Genomic DNA, 17,889 nt, shown 5'->3' on the forward strand with positions numbered 1-17,889 from the left:
TGCAGCACCCGATCAGTGGTCGCCCCTGCCCTGGGCCAGCAACTGGTCGACCACATAGCGCAGGCGCTCGAGGTCATCGGCACCCTCGGCCCGTGCCTGGGTGTACCAGTGCAATTGTTCGGTCGCGCTGTTGCCGCGCCGCAGCAGTGCTTGCAGGGAATCGAACAGCTGCGCCTCGCCCATGGCTTCGGCGGTGGCGGCAAAGGTCTGTCGGGCGCATTGCAGCCATTGCTCAGCGCTGCCCATGTCACCCGTGTCGTCCAACGCAAACCGGCCCGCTGCGCCGTAGCGTTTAGCCTGCCAGCGGTTTTCCTTGAGCAGCCAACGCGCTTGGGCGCTGAATTCGGCGCCGGGGCGCTCCAGGGTGCAGGCGTGGGTGACCATCACCCGAAACAGCGTGGCAAGGGCCAGGGCATCCGCCAGCCGTGGGCAGGCGTCAGTCATGCGCAGCTCAAGGGTCGGGTAACGCGCTGCCGGGCGAATCCCCCACCAGCCGTTGCCATCTGCCTTGATTGCGCCTATGCGCTGCAGCAAGGCAAGGTAGTGCAGGTAGTCGTTCCAATCGGCAAAATGTTCGGGCACGCCCATGCGCGGCCACTCATCACAAGCCGCCTGGCGATAACTCATGAAGCCGCTGGGCGCGCCGTCCCAAAACGGCGACGAGCAACTGAGCAGCAACAACAACGGCAGCCATGGCGACACCTGGTTCATCACGGCGATGCGGTCCAGGCTTTGCGGGACCTGCACATGCACGTGCAGCCCGCACAACACACTGCGCCGCGCCACATACTGGATATCGTCGAACAGTTGCTGGAAATGCACCTGTGGGGTTGGCCGCTGCATGCGCCAATCGGCCAGGGGATGGCTGCCGGCACACACGACACCGAGGCCGAATTCGCTCAGGGCATCGGCCAGGCTGCCGCGCACTGTCGCCAGGTAATCCACCGCTTCGCCGCTGGTGGTGAAGACTGGTGAGGCGGCCTCGATCTGCCCCTGGAACATCTCATAGGCGAAGCCCCCGCCAATCGCCTCACGGCAGGCCGCCAGCACCGCCGCCGAGGGTTCGGCGAGCATGCAGCGGGTGTGCAGATCGGTGAGCAGATATTCCTCTTCGATACCAAAGGTGAGCATGGACGTCAGCGCAGCCGAGTGACAGTAAGCGCGACCACGGCGATGCGCTCCACACCTTCGTACCCCGGTTTTTCGAGTTCTTCGCCGAAGACGTCGGGGTCCAATTCGCGGTAGGTCCAGCCATAGGCATCGTTGGCCAACAGCGGCTTGACCGCCTCCAGGAACGGATCACCACCTGCCACCATCGCCACGCCGGTGTAGAGCACCAGACTGCCGCCAAGGGCCAGGCGCCCGATGGACTCACTGACGATGCGCACCGACAACTGCTCGCCCAACGCGCCGCCGCCGTGGCGATAGGCGCGCTGGCAATCGTCATTCATGTACGGAGGGTTGGCGACGATCAGGTCGAATTCACCCTCGACGCTGGCCAGCACATCGCTGTGATAGACGCTGACGTTATTCAGCCCGGCCAGCTCGGCATTCACCGCAGTCATTCGCAGGGCGCGGGGGTTGATATCCACCGCCAGCACCTCGGCGTCATGCCGCGCGCGGGCAACTACCAGGGCGCCGACGCCGGCTCCACAGCCGATATCCACGGCGCGCTTGAGCGGCTCGAATCGCTGTTGCAAATGGGCTTCGATCACTTGGGCAAAACGGTAGCTGTCGGGGCCGAAAAATACCGCATCCGCTTGCACGGTGGGGTATGGCGAATGGGCAAACAGCAGCCCATCGAGGCTCGACCAACGCACCGTGCTGCGCCATAAAGAATCGTGTTTTTCGATCGCCCCGGCTTGCAGCAACTCTTCGCGAAACGCCTCCGGCAACAGCTCATTGTCAAACGGCATCGACCAGCCGAACACGTCACGCATATTCATCGCCAGCGGCGTCGCCAATCGCCGATAGACACGCTCGTGGGTCAGGGGCGTCGGCGTGATAAAGCGATAACCGCTTTCCTTCAACCCTCGGCCCAGGTTCAGCAAGGCGCGATCAGCCAATTGTTGTGCAGACATGAGCAGGTTCCTTAGCGCAAACGCGCGCGCAATTGGATAAAGCGGCGGGTCGCATACAGCCCCGCGGGCGTACAGTGACGGCGCGCCGACATCCAGGGGATCAGCGCGGTGAGCTGCTGGTCATCGGGCAGTTTCCACAATGAATCCACCAGGGCCTGAGTGTCCGGATCCGCCGGGCGATGCTGCTCGCGGGAGAAACGGCTGCCACGACCCGGACGAACCGGCGGCACGCGCTGGCTGCTGATCCAGTCCCCGGCGATCCAGTCATGCATCAGTTGTTTTTCATAGCCGCTGAACACACCAAACATCGCCGCGCCGGCGCCCTCGATCAGTTGCCAAAAGCGGCTCTCGGCGGGATCCTGGTTGCGTTTGATCCAGCCCTTGTCTTCCAGGGCCTTGAGGAAATCGCCGATCTGCCCCGGCTTGGCCAGCCACTGGTTGACGGTCTTGCCTTCGAAGCGGCAGTAGTCCGAATGCATGTGCTGGCCAAAGGTGCGCTTGCGCTCAAGCATGGCGACCACCTCGTCCTGCAGGTTGAACTGCTTGATCACCGCCGTGGTGCCCGGGCCAAGATCATTGAGGCGATACCCTTGCGCCACGCGACGGTAGAAATCCGCCCTGCCCTCGCCCAGCGGCAACAAGCTCAGCACCGATTGCGCAGCCTTGCAGGCATGGCCGCTGCTGGCGTTGTCGATGGTGACGTGGAGGGTGAAGTAATAGGGGTCGATGCCCAGTTCGCTCAGCTCGTAGGCGGTGATCAATAGGTGCAGGGGCAACTGTTCGTAGCCCAGGTTGAAGCCGATGATCTCCGGCAGGAACTCTTCAGCGCACAGGCCCAGGGCCAGTTGCAGCGCACCTTGCAGGTAGTGGTCATCGTCCAGTCCGGCTTCGCTGTCGGCATCGTGTTCACTGAGTAATTTGCGATAGATCACCACATGGTTCTGCGCGGCCTCGCCATCGCCCAATTCTTCCAGGTAGGTGGTGAGCAGGCCATCAAAACGCGGGTCCTGCCAATAGCGCAGCAAGCCGTTGAGCCAGGCGCCATCCACCTGCTTGGTCGGGCCCACGCGCTGCAGGAAATACAACGCATGGGCCTTGTTCTGGAAATAGCGCCGAGGCCGGCCTTGCTGACGTTGCTCAAGATAGTCGGCGTAAGCCTGGGCCACGTCCGCGCAACGCAGTTCGATCCAGGCCGGCAATTGCTCCGGCATCTGGGGCAATTCACTGGGCGCCTCGCGCACCAGGGCCAATTGGGCTTGCAGGAAGTTGCGCGCGGCTTCTTCACAGCCATGGGTTTCCCCATAAAGCTGCTGGTAAAGCTCCTGGTAGGGGCCGTGAGCCGATGGGGTCATGGAGGCCGGCTGGCCTGACAGCGCTGTAAGGAGTGTCATGATGGCAGTTTCCGCAAAGTCCGTTACAACGGGCCTCCCACAAGGCGGCCCCGCAAGAGCGCTCAAAAATGTGCGCTTCTAAAAAGCAGAGCATTGGGATGTGCGAAAAATTCAAATGAGGTTGGGTTGGGGTAGATAAGCGGTCATTGACGGCACAACGCAGGTCCAAATGTGGGAGGGGGCTTGCTCCCGATAGCGGTGTATCAGCCATTCCATCTGTGACTGAACCACCGCTATCGGGAGCAAGCCCCCTCCCACATTCTGCACACTCTGATGAACTATTTACGCGCCGCCTCCCACTGCTTGAGCAAGTCGTTGTAGTTCACGGTTTCGCCTTTGGGCTTCTCGTTCGCCAGTTTCGGCTTCGGCGCACCTGGCTGGTCGAACCAGTATTGCGCGTCACGCTCGGGGTTCATTTTCGGGCCGCACACCGGTTGCACCTTGGAGCGTTCCAGGCGCGTCATGATCGCATCCTGCTCCTTGGCCAGGTTGTCCAACGCCTGTTGCGGGGTTTTCTCGCCGCTGGCGGCGGCGGCGATGTTGCTCCACCACAGTTGCGCCAGACGCGGGTAGTCCGGCACGTTGGTGCCGGTCGGCGACCATTCGGTGCGGGCCGGGCTGCGGTAGAACTCCACCAGGCCGCCGAGTTTGGGGGCCATGTCGGTCATGGCCTGGGAGTTGATATCCGACTCACGAATCGGCGTCAGGCCGACGATGGTTTTCTTCAGCGACACGGTTTTCGAGGTGACGAACTGCGCGTAGAGCCAGGCCGCGAGTTTCTGCTTCTCGGGGGTGGACTTGAGGAAGGTCCAGGAGCCTACGTCCTGATAGCCCTTTTTCATGCCCTTTTCCCAGTAAGGCCCGACCGGTGACGGCGCCATGCGCCATTTCGGCGTGCCGTCGGCGTTCACCACCGGCAAGCCCGGCTTGACCATGTCGGCGGTAAACGCGGTGTACCAGAAGATCTGCTGGGCGATGTTGCCCTGGGACGGCACCGGGCCGGATTCGGAGAAGGTCATGCCGGCTGCTTCCGGTGGCGCGTAGGCCTTCATCCAGTCCACGTATTTCTGCGTGGCGAACACTGCCGCCGGGCCGTTGGTATCGCCGCCGCGGGTCACGCTGGAGCCCACCGGGTGGCAGTCCTCCACACGAATGCCCCACTCGTCCACCGGCAGGCCGTTGGGCAAGCCCTTGTCGCCGCCGCCGGCCATGGAGAACCACGCATCGGTGAAGCGCCAGCCCAGGGACGGGTCTTTCTTGCCGTAGTCCATGTGCCCGTAGATGCGCTTGCCGTCGATTTCCTTGACGTCTTCGCTGAAGAATTTGGCGATGTCTTCATAGGCCGACCAGTTCACCGGGACGCCGAGGTCGTAGCCGTATTTTTCCTTGAACTTGGCTTTCAGCTCCGGGCGTTCGAACCAGTCGGCGCGAAACCAGTAGAGGTTGGCGAACTGCTGGTCGGGCAGCTGGTAGATCTTGCCGTCCGGCGCGGTGGTGAAGGACAGGCCGATAAAGTCCTTGAGGTCCAGGGTTGGCGAGGTGAAGTCCTTGCCTTCGTTGGCCATCAGGTCGGTGATGGACTCGGTCTTGCCGTAGCGGAAGTGCGTACCGATCAGGTCCGAGTCGTTGACCCAGCCGTCATAGATATTCTTGTCGGACTGCATCTGGGTCTGCAGCTTCTCCACCACGTCGCCTTCCTGCAGCAGGTCGTGGGTCAGCTTGATGCCGGTGATTTCACTGAAAGCCTTGGCCAGTACCTTGGACTCGTACTCGTGGGTGGTAAGGGTTTCCGACACCACGTTGATCTTCATCCCACGGAAGGGCTCCGACGCCTTGATAAACCACTTCAACTCCTCGAGCTGCTGGGCTTCGGTGAGGGTGGAGGGCTTGAACTCACTGCCGATCCATTTTTTTGCGGCATCTTCATAAGCATCGGCCCAGGCCGAGGCGCTCAAACCGCTGAGGGCCAGTACGGCGGCCAATGAAATGCTATGTCGCAGCTTATTGTTTTTATTCAACATAGAGACCTCCTGGTTGTTTATTCATAAGGGCACTAGCCCCAACGCATCACACTCAACAGCCATACCAGGGAGAGCGCGGACGCCACCCAGATGCTCCAGTCGGTAACGCCGATCACCAGCAAATGCAGGTAGGCGCTGCCGAGAAGTCCGATAAACAAGCGATCACCACGAGTGGTACTGATCGGTAGAAAACCGCGCCGGGCGATGCTCGGCGAGCGCAGTTCCCAGGTGGTCATGCCCGCCAGGATCAGCGCGATGCCGCCAAAGAACAGCGCAGTGGGGGTGGTCCAGGCCATCCATTCCATCATCGATTCCTCTAGACCCGGCCCAGGGCGAAGCCCTTGGCCACGTGGTTGCGAACAAACCAGATCACCAGCATGCCCGGCAGGATCGTCAACACCCCCGCCGCTGCCAGCACGCCCCAGTCAATGCCCGAGGCAGAGACCGTACGGGTCATCACCGCCGCGATGGGCTTGGCGTTGACTGAGGTCAAGGTGCGCGCCAACAGCAGCTCGACCCAGGAAAACATAAAGCAGAAAAACGCCGTGACGCCGATGCCGGAGCCAATCAGCGGGATAAAAATCTTCACAAAGAACTTGGGAAAACTATAGCCATCGATGTAGGCGGTTTCGTCGATTTCCTTGGGCACGCCGGACATGAAGCCTTCAAGGATCCACACCGCCAACGGCACGTTGAACAGGCAGTGAGCCAGGGCCACGGCGATGTGCGTATCGAACAGGCCGATGGAGGAATACAGCTGGAAAAACGGCAGCAGAAACACCGCCGGCGGCGCCATGCGGTTGGTCAGCAGCCAGAAGAACAGGTGCTTGTCACCCAGGAAGCGGTAGCGCGAGAACGCATAGGCTGCCGGCAGCGCCACGCTCAGAGAGATCACCGTGTTCAGGCTCACGTAGTACAGCGAGTTGAGGTAGCCGGTGTACCAACTCGGGTCGGTGAAGATCACTTTGTAGTTGGCCAGGGTGAACTCCTGGGGAAACAGGGTCAGGCCGCCGAGGATTTCGGTGTTGCTCTTGAACGACATGTTCAACAGCCAGTAGATCGGCACCAGCAGGAACAGGATATAAATCAGTAACGGAATAAGCTTGCGCTTGCTCATGTTGGCGGCCTCAGCGGTTGGCGTCGGAATGGGTCATGGCGGTGTAGAACAGCCAGGACACCAACAGGATGATCAGGAAATACACCAGCGAAAACGCCGCTGCCGGGCCCAGGTCGAATTGGCCTACGGCCATCTGGGTGAGCGTCTGACTCAAGAAGGTGGTGGCGTTCCCCGGCCCGCCCCCCGTGAGTACGAAAGGCTCGGTGTAGATCATGAAACTGTCCATGAAGCGCAGCATCACCGCGATCAACAGCACGCTTTTCATCTTCGGCAACTGGATATGTCGGAACACTGCCCAGGCCGATGCACGATCAATCCGCGCGGCCTGGTAGTAGACGTCCGGAATGGCCCTTAAACCTGAGTAGCACAACAGCGCCACCAACGAGGTCCAGTGCCATACGTCCATCACCAGCACGGTGACCCAGGCGTCCATGGTGTTAGCCGCATAGTTGTAGCTGATGCCCATGGCGTTGAGGGTCGAACCCAGCAGGCCGATGTCGGCACGGCCAAAGATCTGCCAGATGGTGCCGACCACGTTCCATGGAATCAGCAGCGGAATGGCGAGGATAATCAGCACCAGTGATGACCAGCGTCCTTTGGTCGGCATGGTCAAGGCGATGGCGATGCCCAGCGGGATTTCAATCAGCAGCACACAGGCCGAGTAGATGAACTGGCGCAGCAACGAGTCGTGCAGGCGCGGATCGAGCAGCACCTGCTTGTACCAGTCGGCCCCGACGAAGTAGCGGCTGGACTGGTCGAAAATATCCTGCACCGAGTAATTGATCACGGTCATCATCGGGATCACCGCACTGAACGCCACCAGCAGGAACACCGGCAACACCAGCCACCAGGCCTTGTTGTTCTGCACCTTGTTCATGGCGCCACCTCCAGCAGGTAATCGTCGGCGTAGAGCATCAGCCATTGCGCGGGGAAGCTGATCGACGCCCTGCCCTCCGGCACTGGCTTGTCTTCAGCCAGGCGCACTTTCAGCGGCGCGCCGTCGAGGTTGAGGGTCATGATCTTGTAGGTGCCGAGGTCTTCCACATGCACGATTTCGGCTTGCAGGGCGTCAGGGTTGTACTCGTCCCATACGTGGATAAATTCCGGGCGGATGCCTACCTGCAGCTTTTGGTAGTCGGTGGCGCTGATACGTTGTTGCAACGCTTCGGACAACGGCAGCAGCGTGCCGGCAAAGCCGACGCCGCCGGGCTTGGCCTGCACCTCAATCAGATTCATCCCGGGACTGCCGATGAAATAACCGACAAAGGTATGGCTCGGCCGCTCGAACAATTCACGCGGAGTGCCGAACTGCACGATCTGCCCGCCGTACATCACCGCGATCTTGTCGGCGAAGGTGGAAGCTTCCAGTTGATCATGGGTGACGTAGACCATGGTGATATTGAACTGCTCGTGGATCTGCTTGAGCTTGCGCCGCAGTTTCCATTTCAGGTGCGGGTCGATCACGGTCAACGGCTCGTCGAACAGGATCGCCGAGACGTCATCGCGCACCAGGCCACGGCCCATGGAGACTTTCTGTTTTTCGTCGGCGGTGAGGTTGCGGGCTTTTTTGCTCAGCAGGTTTTGCAGGTCGAGGACTTCGGCAATTTCCTGCACCTTGCTGTGGATTTTCGCCTCGGCCATGCCCTGGTTTCGCAGCGGGAAGGCCAGGTTGTCGAACACCGTCATGGTGTCGTACACCACCGGGAACTGGAACACCTGGGCGATATTGCGTTTCTCCGGGGTCAGGTCGTTGACCACCTGGGTGTCGAACAGCACCTGGCCCTCAGAGGGGCTGAGCAGGCCGGAGATGATATTGAGCAACGTGGACTTGCCGCAGCCCGATGGCCCGAGCAAGGCGTAGGCGCCGCCCTGCTCCCATACGTGGTTCATTTCCCGAATGGCATAGTCCTCAGGCCCCGCTGGCGTAGGACTATAGCTATGGGCAAGGTTACGCAAATGGATCTCGGCCATCAGGCAACCCTCGCGATACGGCGCCCGGGGGCCTGGACCAAACGGCCCTGGCCATCGAACACAAACAGTTTATGGGTGGGGATATACACGCGGATCGGCGCGTCGACGTCGTACTCGTGCACCCCCGGCAGGTGCAGCACCAGCAGGAAATGTTCGCTGCGTACATGCAGGAAGGTTTCCGAGCCGCTGATCTCGGCGACTTCCACGGTCACGGCCAACTCCAGGTCATCGTCGTTGCTCGGCACCAGGCTGATATGGCTGGGGCGCACACCAAAGCGAAATTCGCCTTCGCCGATGGGACGCAGGTCGACGTTGAGCGGGAAATGCACGAAGTTGGCAAAGCTGACCTCATTGCCACTGATGCGCCCGGGCATCAGGTTGATCGGCGGCTCGGAGAACAGCTCGGCGGCGAGCACGGTCTGCGGTTGGTGATAGACCTCGGCGGCCTTGCCGCTCTGGATCACGCGGCCCTCGTGAAGAATGGTAGTGGTGCCCCCCAGGGCCAGGGCTTCGTTGGGTTCGGTGGTGGCATAGATGGCAATGGTATGGCGCGCCTTGAACAGCTCGCGCATTTCCTGACGCAGCTCTTCGCGCAGTTTGTAGTCCAGGTTGACCAGCGGCTCATCGAACAGAATCAGTTCAGCATCTTTGACCAAGGCACGGGCCATGGCAGTGCGTTGCTGCTGACCGCCGGACAGTTCCAGCGGGTGGCGTTGCAGGAACTTCTCGATGCGCAGCATCCTGGCGGTTTCCAGCACCTTGCTCTGGATCAGCTCATTGGACACACCGGCCTGGCGCAACGGCGAGGCGATGTTTTCGAACACGGTCATGGTCGGGTAATTAATGAACTGCTGGTAGACCATCGACACATTGCGCAGGCGCACCGGTTTTTGCGTGACGTCCACGCCGTTCATCAGGATGCGCCCGCTGTCGGGCTTGTCCAGGCCGGCCATCAGGCGCATCAGGCTGGTCTTGCCGGACAGCGTGCGACCGAGCAAGACGTTGAACGAACCGGCTTCGAAACGCAGGTTGGCGTCGTCGATCCAGGTTTGGCCGTCGACAACGCGGGAGACATGTTCCAGGGTCAATGACATGACACGACCTTTTTATTATTGGAATGAATCTGGCGAGTCGTCAGAGCGAGTTTCGTGCCAAAACTGCAAGCGCTTGATACGTAAGGGAATGGGTTAATGGTGATGTTCAGGAGTGAACAAAGTGGCTGAACAACTGAACACTTTCGGGGTTGACAATGAACAGTTCTGAACAACACTCTCATGACCAACAGAGGATAAAAATGTGGGAGGGGGCTTGCTCCCGATAGCGGTGTATCAGTCAGCATTTTTTTCACTGATATACCGCTATCGGGAGCAAGCCCCCTCCCACATTGATCTGGTTAGATCCGTTAGATTGTGCACATCCAATAACAATAAAAATGAAGGTCGCACCATGGCCGAACCCCTGGCTCACGACACCCTAATCCAGGATTCCTGGCGCCGTTGCCGCGCCTTTGGCCTGGATCACCAGAGCGCTCCCAGCTTTGACCAACTCCCCGCCGAAGGCATTCGCCAACTGTTGGAGAGCCAGCATTCACTGGTGCAGACCACCCACCAGGAAGTGCTGCCCTACTACGAGAACATCCTCAGCAATTCCAACTGCCTGATCATGCTGGCCGACAACCAGGGCCAGGTGCTGACCTCGTGGGGCACCCAGCGCTTTATCGAGCCCAAGCTGGCCCGTGGTTTCAGCCCTGGCGCCAGCTGGAAGGAGCGTTCCAGCGGCACCAATGCCATTGGCACCGCGCTGGCTTGCGCCCAGGCGGTGCATATCGAACACGATGAACACTTTCTCAAGGCCAACCGCTTCATGACCGGCTCGGCCGCCCCCATTTTCGATGCACAGCGCGAAATCATCGCGGTGCTGGATGTGTCCAGCGACAGCTACCTGCCGCCCTCCCACACCCTGGGCATGGTCAAGATGATGAGCCAGACCGTGGAAAACCGGCTGATCCTCAACCTGTTCCGCGGCGAACATTTCCAACTGACGTTCAACACCGGCTTGAGCAATCTCGACAGTCAGTGGGCCGGCCTGTTGATCTTCGATGAAAGCGGCCAGGTGCTGTCGGCCAACCGGCGTGCGGACAACCTGCTGGGTATCAGCCTGTCGCGGGTGATGATCGACCGTTTGTTCAAGGTCTCGCTGCTGGAGCTGCTCAACCAGCCGGAGGGCTTGCCGTTCTCGCTGCAGGCCGCGGGACGCAATCGGTTCCAGTGCCTGTTGAAGCGGCCCAAGCAGCTGCCGGTGCAAGCGCGGGTGTTCAATGAACCGACGCCGCCGCCAACCCCGACCTCGATCAACCTCAAGACCCTGCATTTTGGCGATGCACGGGTGGAAAAAGCCGTGCGCCAGGCCGAGCGCCTGTTGGAAAAGGACATTCCGTTGCTGATCCACGGCGAGACCGGGGTGGGCAAAGAGGTGTTCGTCAAGGCCCTGCATCAGGCCAGTTCCCGCAGCCGCCAGGCGTTTATCGCGGTGAACTGTGCGGCGATTCCCGCTGAGTTGGTGGAATCGGAACTGTTCGGCTATGAAAAAGGCGCCTTCACCGGCGCCAATCAGAAAGGCAGCATCGGTCTGATCCGCAAGGCGGACAAGGGCACGCTGTTTCTCGATGAGATTGGCGATATGCCATTGCCGACCCAGGCCCGGCTGTTGCGGGTGTTGCAAGAGCGCTGCGTGCAACCGGTGGGCAGCAGCGAGGTGTTCCCGGTGGACTTGCGCATCATCTCGGCGACCAACCGGGCCCTGCGTGAGCTGGTGCAGGCCGGGCGTTTTCGTGAGGATTTGTACTACCGCATCGGCGGCCTGACCCTGGAGTTGCCGGCGTTGCGCGAGCGCACTGACAAACAGGCGTTGTTCCAGCAACTGTGGCAGCAACACCGCGAGCCGACCCAGTGGGCCGGGCTGAGTGCCGAGGTGCTGGGGTTGTTCGAGCAACATCCGTGGCCGGGGAATTTGCGCCAGGTGAGCAGCGTGTTACAGGTGGCGCTGGCAATGGCCGAAGAACAGCCGATCCGTGCGGAGCATCTGCCCGATGATTTTTTTGTCGATCTAAAAGAGGCGGCGCCGCTGTCTACACGTGAGCGCCTGGATGACAACCTGGATCTGAGCCAACGCCTTGAGGCCGTGGGCGGAAATATTTCCCACCTGGCGCGGGAACTGGGGGTAAGCCGCAACACCCTGTACAAACGCCTGCGCCAGCACGAAGGCTGATTTAACGCCAACTCCAAGACACACCGGTGTAAACACCACGTCCATCGGCAGGGGTAGAGCGTGCTGCGTCCATGCCCTTGTCGTCGTAACCCGGCGTAACGGTATTGGCATAACGACGGTTGGTGAGGTTGCGCAAGTCGACCCAGGCTTGCCAGTCCTGTTTGGGTGCGTCGTAGCCGAAGGTGGCACCGAAGGTAGTGTAGGCCGCGGCATAGTAGGAATTGGCGTAGTCCACAGCAACCCGTGAAGCATGCTCGGTGTTGAGGCTGGTGTAGAAACCCGTCGGGTGGCTGTAGCGCACCTGCGCCTGGTAGTAGTGCTTGGGGATGCCGGGCAGGGTGTTGTCACCGAAACGCTCATCGTCGCGGTAGTGGAAATCGCTGAAGGTGTAGGCCTGGCGCAGGTCGAGCTTGCCGCTGCGGCCGCCGTCCCATAACGGGCTGAGCAGGCCCAGTTCCACACCCTGGTGCACGGTGGGGCTGGCGTTGGATTCGGCGATAACGGCATTGCTGGTGGAGGTCTGGGCCTGGGTTTCCACGGAGAGCAGTTCGTGGCGTACTTCGGAGCGGTAGAGGGCCAGGTCCCACTGGCCGAGCCAGGCTTCGCCGCGCCCGCCGATTTCCAGGGTGGTGGCGGTCTGGTTCTTCAGGCTGACGCCTTCGCGTGCCAGCCCATTCGCGGGTCCGGTGCTGAAGTACTTGTTGGAACCCCAGATCATCGACCAGGCATGGGGCGGCTCCACCGAGCGGCTCAGGTTGGTGTACAGCTGCAATTGCGGGGTGAAGTCGTAACGCAGGCCGATGCGCGGTGCGTAGTCCCAGTCATGCTGACTGAGCGGCGCCTGGCCCTCGGGGTAAGTCACCTGGGTTTCGCGGCGGGTGTAGATCGCGGCGAGGCCGGTGGTGAGCCATAGGTCGGGGACCAGCTCCAGGTCGTTGCCGATGTGCAGCACGGTGTCTGACCCCAGGTAGCTGTAGTCGCGGGTCTTGGTGCCGGGGGCGTAGCTGGCGGTATTGCCAGTGGGGGTGCGTACGTACTCGGAGGCGCCATTGTTGGGCAGCGCCTGGGTGGTACGCAAGCCGACGGTGGTTTTGCTGGCATGGCCGAACAGGCTGTCCTGGCGGATGTAGTTGAGGGTGCCGCTGATATCGGTGTAGGCGACTTTCAGGCGGTTGCTGCCTTCGCGCAGGTCCATGGGGTAGTCATGATAGGCCAGCCCGACCTCGACCCTTGATGCGTCGTCCAGTTGCAAGGTGGTCTTGTTGGCGATCCAGGTGGAGCCCGGTTGCAGGCGTTTGGAATCGCGAGCAGCATTCACGCTGTTGGCGGCACGCGGGTCATGGCTGACCTGGTAGCGCGTGAGCTTGCCGGGGGAATCGTTGGTGGTTTCGCGGTAGCGCAGGTAGAAACGCGTTTCCAGGTCCGGGTTGAAGCGGTAGCCAAAGTTGGCGGCAATGCCCTTGCCGGTGCCGGCGCTCTGGTGCTGGTAGCCGTCGGACTCTGAATCGGTAAGGCTGATGTAGTAGTCGGCATCCCCCAGCACCTGGCCGGAACTGACCTCGCGCTGGGCGTAGCCGCGACTGCCGACCTCGTAGCGCATTTGCAGCTTGGGCGCGTCGTAGCCGGTGTGGGTGACGTAATTGACCGAACCGCCCAAGGCCAATGCGCCCTGATCGAACCCATTGGCGCCCCGCAGCACTTCCACCCGGCTTTGCCACAGCGGGTCCTTGAGTTCATAAGGGGTGCCGCCCGGGCCGGTCAGCGGCAGGCCGTCGAACATCTCATAAAGGCCGGAGCCATGGGCACCCGGGCTGCGGTTCAAGCCCGAGCCGCGAATGGATAACTTCACCCCTTCATTATTCGCCGCCTTGGCGTACACCCCGGCCTGGTACTTGAACACATCTTCGTTAGTGCTGACACGCCCCTGTTGCACGCTGCTCATATCGATGTAGTTGGTGCCGCCGGGCACGCTGTTGAGCTGCGCCTGGGCGATTTCGCCAGCGCTGGCCTCAGTGGTGGTGACTTCGACCGGCGCCAATTGCAAGCCTTCGGCCTGTACCAGCGAGCTGAGGGTCAGGGCGGCAAAAAGGAACGGGGGTTGACGCAGCAGCATTGGGGCGGGTCCTTGGAATTCAGGAGCGTGGCAGGCCGAGCCCACCACGCGAACAGTGATGGGAAGGCAGGCACGCCCGTCAGGTCACGCCTTATTGACGGACCAGGCGGCGTCCAAGACAGTATCGAACCTGTTTTAGCCGTCCGGCGCCTTCAACGCGCGCATCAGATCGTCGGCCTCCGATCCTGCCGGGAAGCGGAACCCGCACATTTGCTCCGTGGCCAGAATCTCACCCAGCGCATCGCGCAACTGGGTTTCCGTGGGCGAGTCACGCAGCAGCTTGTGGGCCGGCAACAGCAACTCGGCAGAGACGCCCTGGACAGTCGCGGCATCAATCACGGCGAAGAGGATAAACCGCAAACGTATTTCGCGATCCGTGGGCCAAACCGTTTTTCGTTTACCCAAGGTAGGGCCTCGTGTTTAAGAAAAATCCGAGGCTATTGCCCGCAGGGACGCGTTTCAAGCAGCAGGAGGCAAGATAGGCCGCTTCCTACAGTGGAAAGGGAAACACCGCACCGTTTGAGCTATTTATGCGCGCTGCCGCGTCTCACTGCACCGGCAGAAAATTCATCAGCAACAGGCTTTGTGCGTAATTGAGGCCGATGCGGCGGTAACGCTCATCGAGGATTTCGGTGAGCAAGTCGAGGCGCGCGACGATCTTGCCGAACTCGACAGCGAAACTGAGGTTGCTGCCCTCTTCCGATATCTCATTGGAAAACAGCAGCAATACACCGTTGGCATCCTGGCGTTGACTGAGCAGCCAGGTGGCCTTCTCGATATTGCGTGCGGCATTGCTGACGAACTGCGGGTTGATTGAGTCAGTCACATAAAACTGCGTGCGCCCTCCGTGGGCGGTCACGAGCATGCTGCCGATCGCGTAGATAAACGCACCGACCCGGTCGCCACGAAAGTCGGGACTCAAGGAATAACTCAGGGCAGCCAGATCACGCCGGTCTCCCAGTGCGGGCAAGGGTTGACGATTCTCGATGGCCTGACGGATTACCCGCGCCGCGCTCACCGCATCCGGGTAACCCGACTGGCGCCACTGGCTGGGGTTACGCAGGTAGAGCTTGCTCATCAGCAGGTAGAGGCTTTGCAGGTTGTCGCGCATGCCCAGGGTCGCCATGCGGTCGACGCTGGTCTGGAAGAACTCATCGGGCTTGCCGCTGCTGAACTGCCTGGCGATATCGCGGCCTTGTTGCTGGCTGCAACCCACTACGCAGAGCGCGAACACCAAGGCCAGCAACAGCGGCCATAGCGAGGTAAAAACAATTGACGTTCGATCCATCGGCACCGGGTCTGATTCTGTGGGCTACCCGCGGGAGTCGGGTAGCCGGGACAGGGATAGATCAGCAGAATGGAAAAAAGTGCAGCCGCACGGGTCAGATAAGCATAGGACTACAGGCGCTGATCTGACCCGGCACTGGATGAACGGGTGCGTTAAAGCAGTATCGTGGCAAGCATGCCCAAGGCGCCCAGGCAAAACCCGACCAGCGCACCGCGCCCTGGCGCTTCATGAAACAGCGACCACACCACCACTGGCTCAAGTAGCAACAAGGACGTGACCGAGACCACGGTGACAATCCAGATGTCACCCACCGCCCTGTACCCCAGCCAATAGGCGCCCAGCAGGCAAAACCCGGCAAAACACATCACCACGACGGGCAGCACAAATGCTCCCCAGGAGCCGCCGCCGGTGTGGGCCAGCCTGGCGGTTACCACCTCGCTGTAGATTGCACAAAACTCCCCGATCACCATCAACCCTAGAGCAAAAACTCCGAGTAGTTCTTTGGACATATCAAAAATTCCTTCGTATTCAGCGCGATATTTTTCAGCTCCCAGCCAGTGATGCTGGCGTCCAGGGAGGCATTGCCTTCATACGAAGTGCGTTTGAAAAGGCCTGAATTATCGAAGTACTTGTCCATGCTCGTATCCTTCACAGGGGGTTGAGGCTCAGCGGCCCACTAGCGGGCGTGTCGATCATAGAGGCAACGTGAAGCAATTCACAATTATGGAATGCCGATATTGAAGGCTAAAAACCGAGCAAATAGTATCTCGCTTCACTCGAGCGCCAACTTTATAGGGATATTGCTCTGCGCCAGCTCGAGTTCCCACGTGTGCGCAGGCAATCAAACATTGAGGTTTGCCATGCGCCTTTCCACACTCGCACCCGCCGCCGCCTTGCTCAGCCTGTTCACGCTGACCGCCCATGCTGCGGACCTGTCTGCCCTGACAGGCGCCCTGTCATCGGCCCTCGGCGGCGCCAATCAGAACACTACCGCTAACGCCAACAACGCGTCCTGCCAGCAGCAGATCCGCGACCTGCAAGCCAACATCAATGCGGCCAATGCCAAGGGCGACACCCTACGCGCCACGGCCTTCCAGGCAGCGCTGACACAGACCAATAAAAGCTGCGCCAACGGTAGCTACAATGCCCAGGCGCAGGTGGATACCAGCAGTCAACGCCAGCAAAACGTGAACAAGGCTGCGGATGCGATTAATGCGATTGGTGGACTGTTTAAGTAAGCCGCACAGTGATGTAAGAAGAGCCCGCGGTTGCGGGCTTTTTTTCATCTGCCCGTTAGTTATCTGCCGTGCACGGCCCAGCGCGATATAAATGCTTTAATGCACGCGATACCCAGATAGCAAAGGAAATTGCGCGATGAACAAATACCTGCTGTGTTCGCTAATGGCACTGGTCGCGGGGTGCAGCACGGGGCCTTATCTGCACCCGGAATCGTCGGTGGGCCAGAACGCCCTGCTTTCACGAACCTGCCCGGGTGCACACGCCGCAATCAGTTTTACGCCATTGTCCGAAGAACTCAACTGGGTTCGCGTGCTGGTGTATGTGGCCCCACCGGGGACACTCAGTTGGCCGGGTAAGGTGAGGGCTACCGACACAGAACTTCGCCTGTTCGGTCGCCTGTATAAACCGCATCTGGGCAACCCCGCCACGTCACTTTGGGTAAGTGCGGCCTCGCCTGACGTAACCGTGAAACTGGCTTCGGGGCAGAGCTATCAGGTCAGTATCGAGCAGTTGAAAACTGGGTTCGACCCCAAGCAAATATCCACGTCCTCGATTAAAGGCACACCTTTGGGTAAAGGCGATATGGACGACTTCACGCTGACCTTTCCGGATATCTTCGTCAACGGTGAAAAAGTCCCCATGGCGCCGATTCACTTCAAAAAGCGCGAAGAGCGTTATGCGCCGGTGTTCAACTGCTGAACCGAATCAGTCGGTGTTCATGAAACCAAATTACCTTGCACAGAAGCCAGCTTGATCCCGAACGCTACAAAAGCGGCGGCGCTGGTTGGTATATTGAATGGTGCGCTCTTCATCGTGTTCCCTGCGTCCGATGCCGCACAAGGAGCATGCAGCAACGATGGAGCCTGTAGATGCGTTTGAATGCCAGGTTCCTGACGTACTCGGCTGGGGTACAAATGCAATCAAACTGTGGGAGGGGGCTTGCTCCCGATGGCGGAGGGTCAGTCAGCACATCTGATACTGACCCACTGCCCATCGGGAGCAAGCCCCCTCCCACATTTGGGCGATGGTGTGCTTGAGCCAGGCGTCAGACAGTGCCAGTACCACTTGCGACGAGACGGGGCCAGCAGCCTCGGGCCACTGAAGGCCAAAGGCTGAAATGCAAGGGTCTCAGATACTCCCGAACACAGCTTGGTTCACCCTCACGGAAAAACGCCCTAACCTGACTTCATACTGCGATGCGTAGACAGCACCCCTTTCTTATCAAAAAGAAAAATCATCTGGTTGCCCCCAGAGTCCTGACAAACAACGCCCTCAGTTTCTCCGTCGACAATTCCTTGGCATGCCATGTTCGATACATATGGACGGATTTGGCACTTCAGGGTTTTGCCATCCTGGATGATCAGGTGATGGGTGGCGGAGATGTCTTCTGGAGCAGGCCTG

Annotated in this window: 17 protein-coding genes; 3 read left to right on the plus strand and 14 right to left on the minus strand. The window is 60.2% G+C overall.

What is annotated here, in order from left to right; all coding sequences use genetic code 11:
* Window positions 1–12: 12 nt before the first annotated feature.
* The 9 genes from ASD70_RS11735 to ASD70_RS11775 all read right to left on the minus strand — a co-directional run bounded on the left by ASD70_RS11735 (window position 13) and on the right by ASD70_RS11775 (window position 9,675).
* Window positions 13–1,131, minus strand: coding sequence for a carboxylate-amine ligase (locus ASD70_RS11735; protein ID WP_056846519.1), 1,119 nt, complete (start codon window positions 1,129–1,131; stop codon window positions 13–15).
* Window positions 1,132–1,136: 5 nt separating this feature from the next.
* The gene (locus ASD70_RS11740) at window positions 1,137–2,081 is read right to left on the minus strand and encodes a methyltransferase (RefSeq protein WP_056846520.1); all 945 of its coding nucleotides are present in this window, start codon (window positions 2,079–2,081) and stop codon (window positions 1,137–1,139) included.
* Window positions 2,082–2,092: 11 nt separating this feature from the next.
* Window positions 2,093–3,472 (minus strand): iron-containing redox enzyme family protein, encoded by a 1,380-nt coding sequence (locus ASD70_RS11745; RefSeq protein WP_056846521.1) that lies wholly within the window; start codon window positions 3,470–3,472, stop codon window positions 2,093–2,095.
* A gap of 278 nt (window positions 3,473–3,750) precedes the next feature.
* Complete coding sequence (locus tag ASD70_RS11750; RefSeq protein WP_003192009.1) at window positions 3,751–5,493, minus strand: ABC transporter substrate-binding protein; 1,743 nt, start codon at window positions 5,491–5,493, stop codon at window positions 3,751–3,753.
* Between the two features lie 32 nt (window positions 5,494–5,525).
* The gene (locus ASD70_RS11755; RefSeq protein WP_005789020.1) at window positions 5,526–5,798 is read right to left on the minus strand and encodes a DUF2160 domain-containing protein; all 273 of its coding nucleotides are present in this window, start codon (window positions 5,796–5,798) and stop codon (window positions 5,526–5,528) included.
* 11 nt (window positions 5,799–5,809) lie between these two features.
* Window positions 5,810–6,610, minus strand: coding sequence for a carbohydrate ABC transporter permease (locus ASD70_RS11760; RefSeq protein WP_005789022.1), 801 nt, complete (start codon window positions 6,608–6,610; stop codon window positions 5,810–5,812).
* 10 nt (window positions 6,611–6,620) lie between these two features.
* Window positions 6,621–7,487, minus strand: a complete 867-nt coding sequence (locus ASD70_RS11765; protein WP_056846522.1) for a carbohydrate ABC transporter permease — start codon at window positions 7,485–7,487, stop codon at window positions 6,621–6,623.
* Window positions 7,484–8,581, minus strand: coding sequence for an ABC transporter ATP-binding protein (locus ASD70_RS11770; RefSeq protein ID WP_056846523.1), 1,098 nt, complete (start codon window positions 8,579–8,581; stop codon window positions 7,484–7,486). The genes ASD70_RS11765 and ASD70_RS11770 overlap by 4 nt, the downstream gene beginning before the upstream one ends.
* Window positions 8,581–9,675 (minus strand): ABC transporter ATP-binding protein, encoded by a 1,095-nt coding sequence (locus tag ASD70_RS11775; RefSeq protein WP_043046713.1) that lies wholly within the window; start codon window positions 9,673–9,675, stop codon window positions 8,581–8,583. Before ASD70_RS11775 ends, ASD70_RS11770 begins: the two co-directional genes overlap by 1 nt.
* A gap of 352 nt (window positions 9,676–10,027) precedes the next feature.
* On the opposite strand from ASD70_RS11775, the gene ASD70_RS11780 reads away from it, so the two are divergent.
* On the plus strand, window positions 10,028–11,848 hold the full coding sequence (locus ASD70_RS11780; RefSeq protein WP_056846524.1) for a sigma-54-dependent Fis family transcriptional regulator: 1,821 nt from the start codon (window positions 10,028–10,030) through the stop codon (window positions 11,846–11,848).
* Window position 11,849: 1 nt separating this feature from the next.
* Here the strand turns inward: ASD70_RS11780 and ASD70_RS11785 are convergent, their stop codons facing one another.
* The 5 genes from ASD70_RS11785 to ASD70_RS29130 form a co-directional block, all read right to left on the minus strand.
* Window positions 11,850–13,961: a TonB-dependent receptor family protein gene (locus ASD70_RS11785; protein WP_056846525.1), complete on the minus strand. Its 2,112-nt coding sequence runs from the start codon at window positions 13,959–13,961 to the stop codon at window positions 11,850–11,852.
* Between the two features lie 135 nt (window positions 13,962–14,096).
* The gene (locus ASD70_RS11790) at window positions 14,097–14,366 is read right to left on the minus strand and encodes a hypothetical protein (RefSeq protein ID WP_046068599.1); all 270 of its coding nucleotides are present in this window, start codon (window positions 14,364–14,366) and stop codon (window positions 14,097–14,099) included.
* Window positions 14,367–14,508: 142 nt separating this feature from the next.
* On the minus strand, window positions 14,509–15,249 hold the full coding sequence (locus tag ASD70_RS11795) for a hypothetical protein (RefSeq protein WP_056846526.1): 741 nt from the start codon (window positions 15,247–15,249) through the stop codon (window positions 14,509–14,511).
* Window positions 15,250–15,401: 152 nt separating this feature from the next.
* On the minus strand, window positions 15,402–15,719 hold the full coding sequence (locus ASD70_RS11800) for a hypothetical protein (protein ID WP_046068601.1): 318 nt from the start codon (window positions 15,717–15,719) through the stop codon (window positions 15,402–15,404).
* Window positions 15,720–15,724: 5 nt separating this feature from the next.
* Window positions 15,725–15,886, minus strand: a complete 162-nt coding sequence (locus ASD70_RS29130; protein WP_164484442.1) for a hypothetical protein — start codon at window positions 15,884–15,886, stop codon at window positions 15,725–15,727.
* Window positions 15,887–16,109: 223 nt separating this feature from the next.
* On the opposite strand from ASD70_RS29130, the gene ASD70_RS11805 reads away from it, so the two are divergent.
* Window positions 16,110–16,487 (plus strand): DUF1090 family protein, encoded by a 378-nt coding sequence (locus tag ASD70_RS11805; RefSeq protein ID WP_046068602.1) that lies wholly within the window; start codon window positions 16,110–16,112, stop codon window positions 16,485–16,487.
* Window positions 16,488–16,623: 136 nt separating this feature from the next.
* Window positions 16,624–17,187 carry a hypothetical protein gene (locus tag ASD70_RS11810; protein WP_056846527.1) on the plus strand — a complete coding sequence of 188 codons (564 nt, stop codon included), beginning with the start codon at window positions 16,624–16,626 and terminating at the stop codon, window positions 17,185–17,187.
* Window positions 17,188–17,889 lie beyond the last annotated feature (702 nt).

The organism is Pseudomonas sp. Root569, assembly GCF_001427465.1.
Lineage (GTDB): Bacteria > Pseudomonadota > Gammaproteobacteria > Pseudomonadales > Pseudomonadaceae > Aquipseudomonas > Aquipseudomonas synxantha.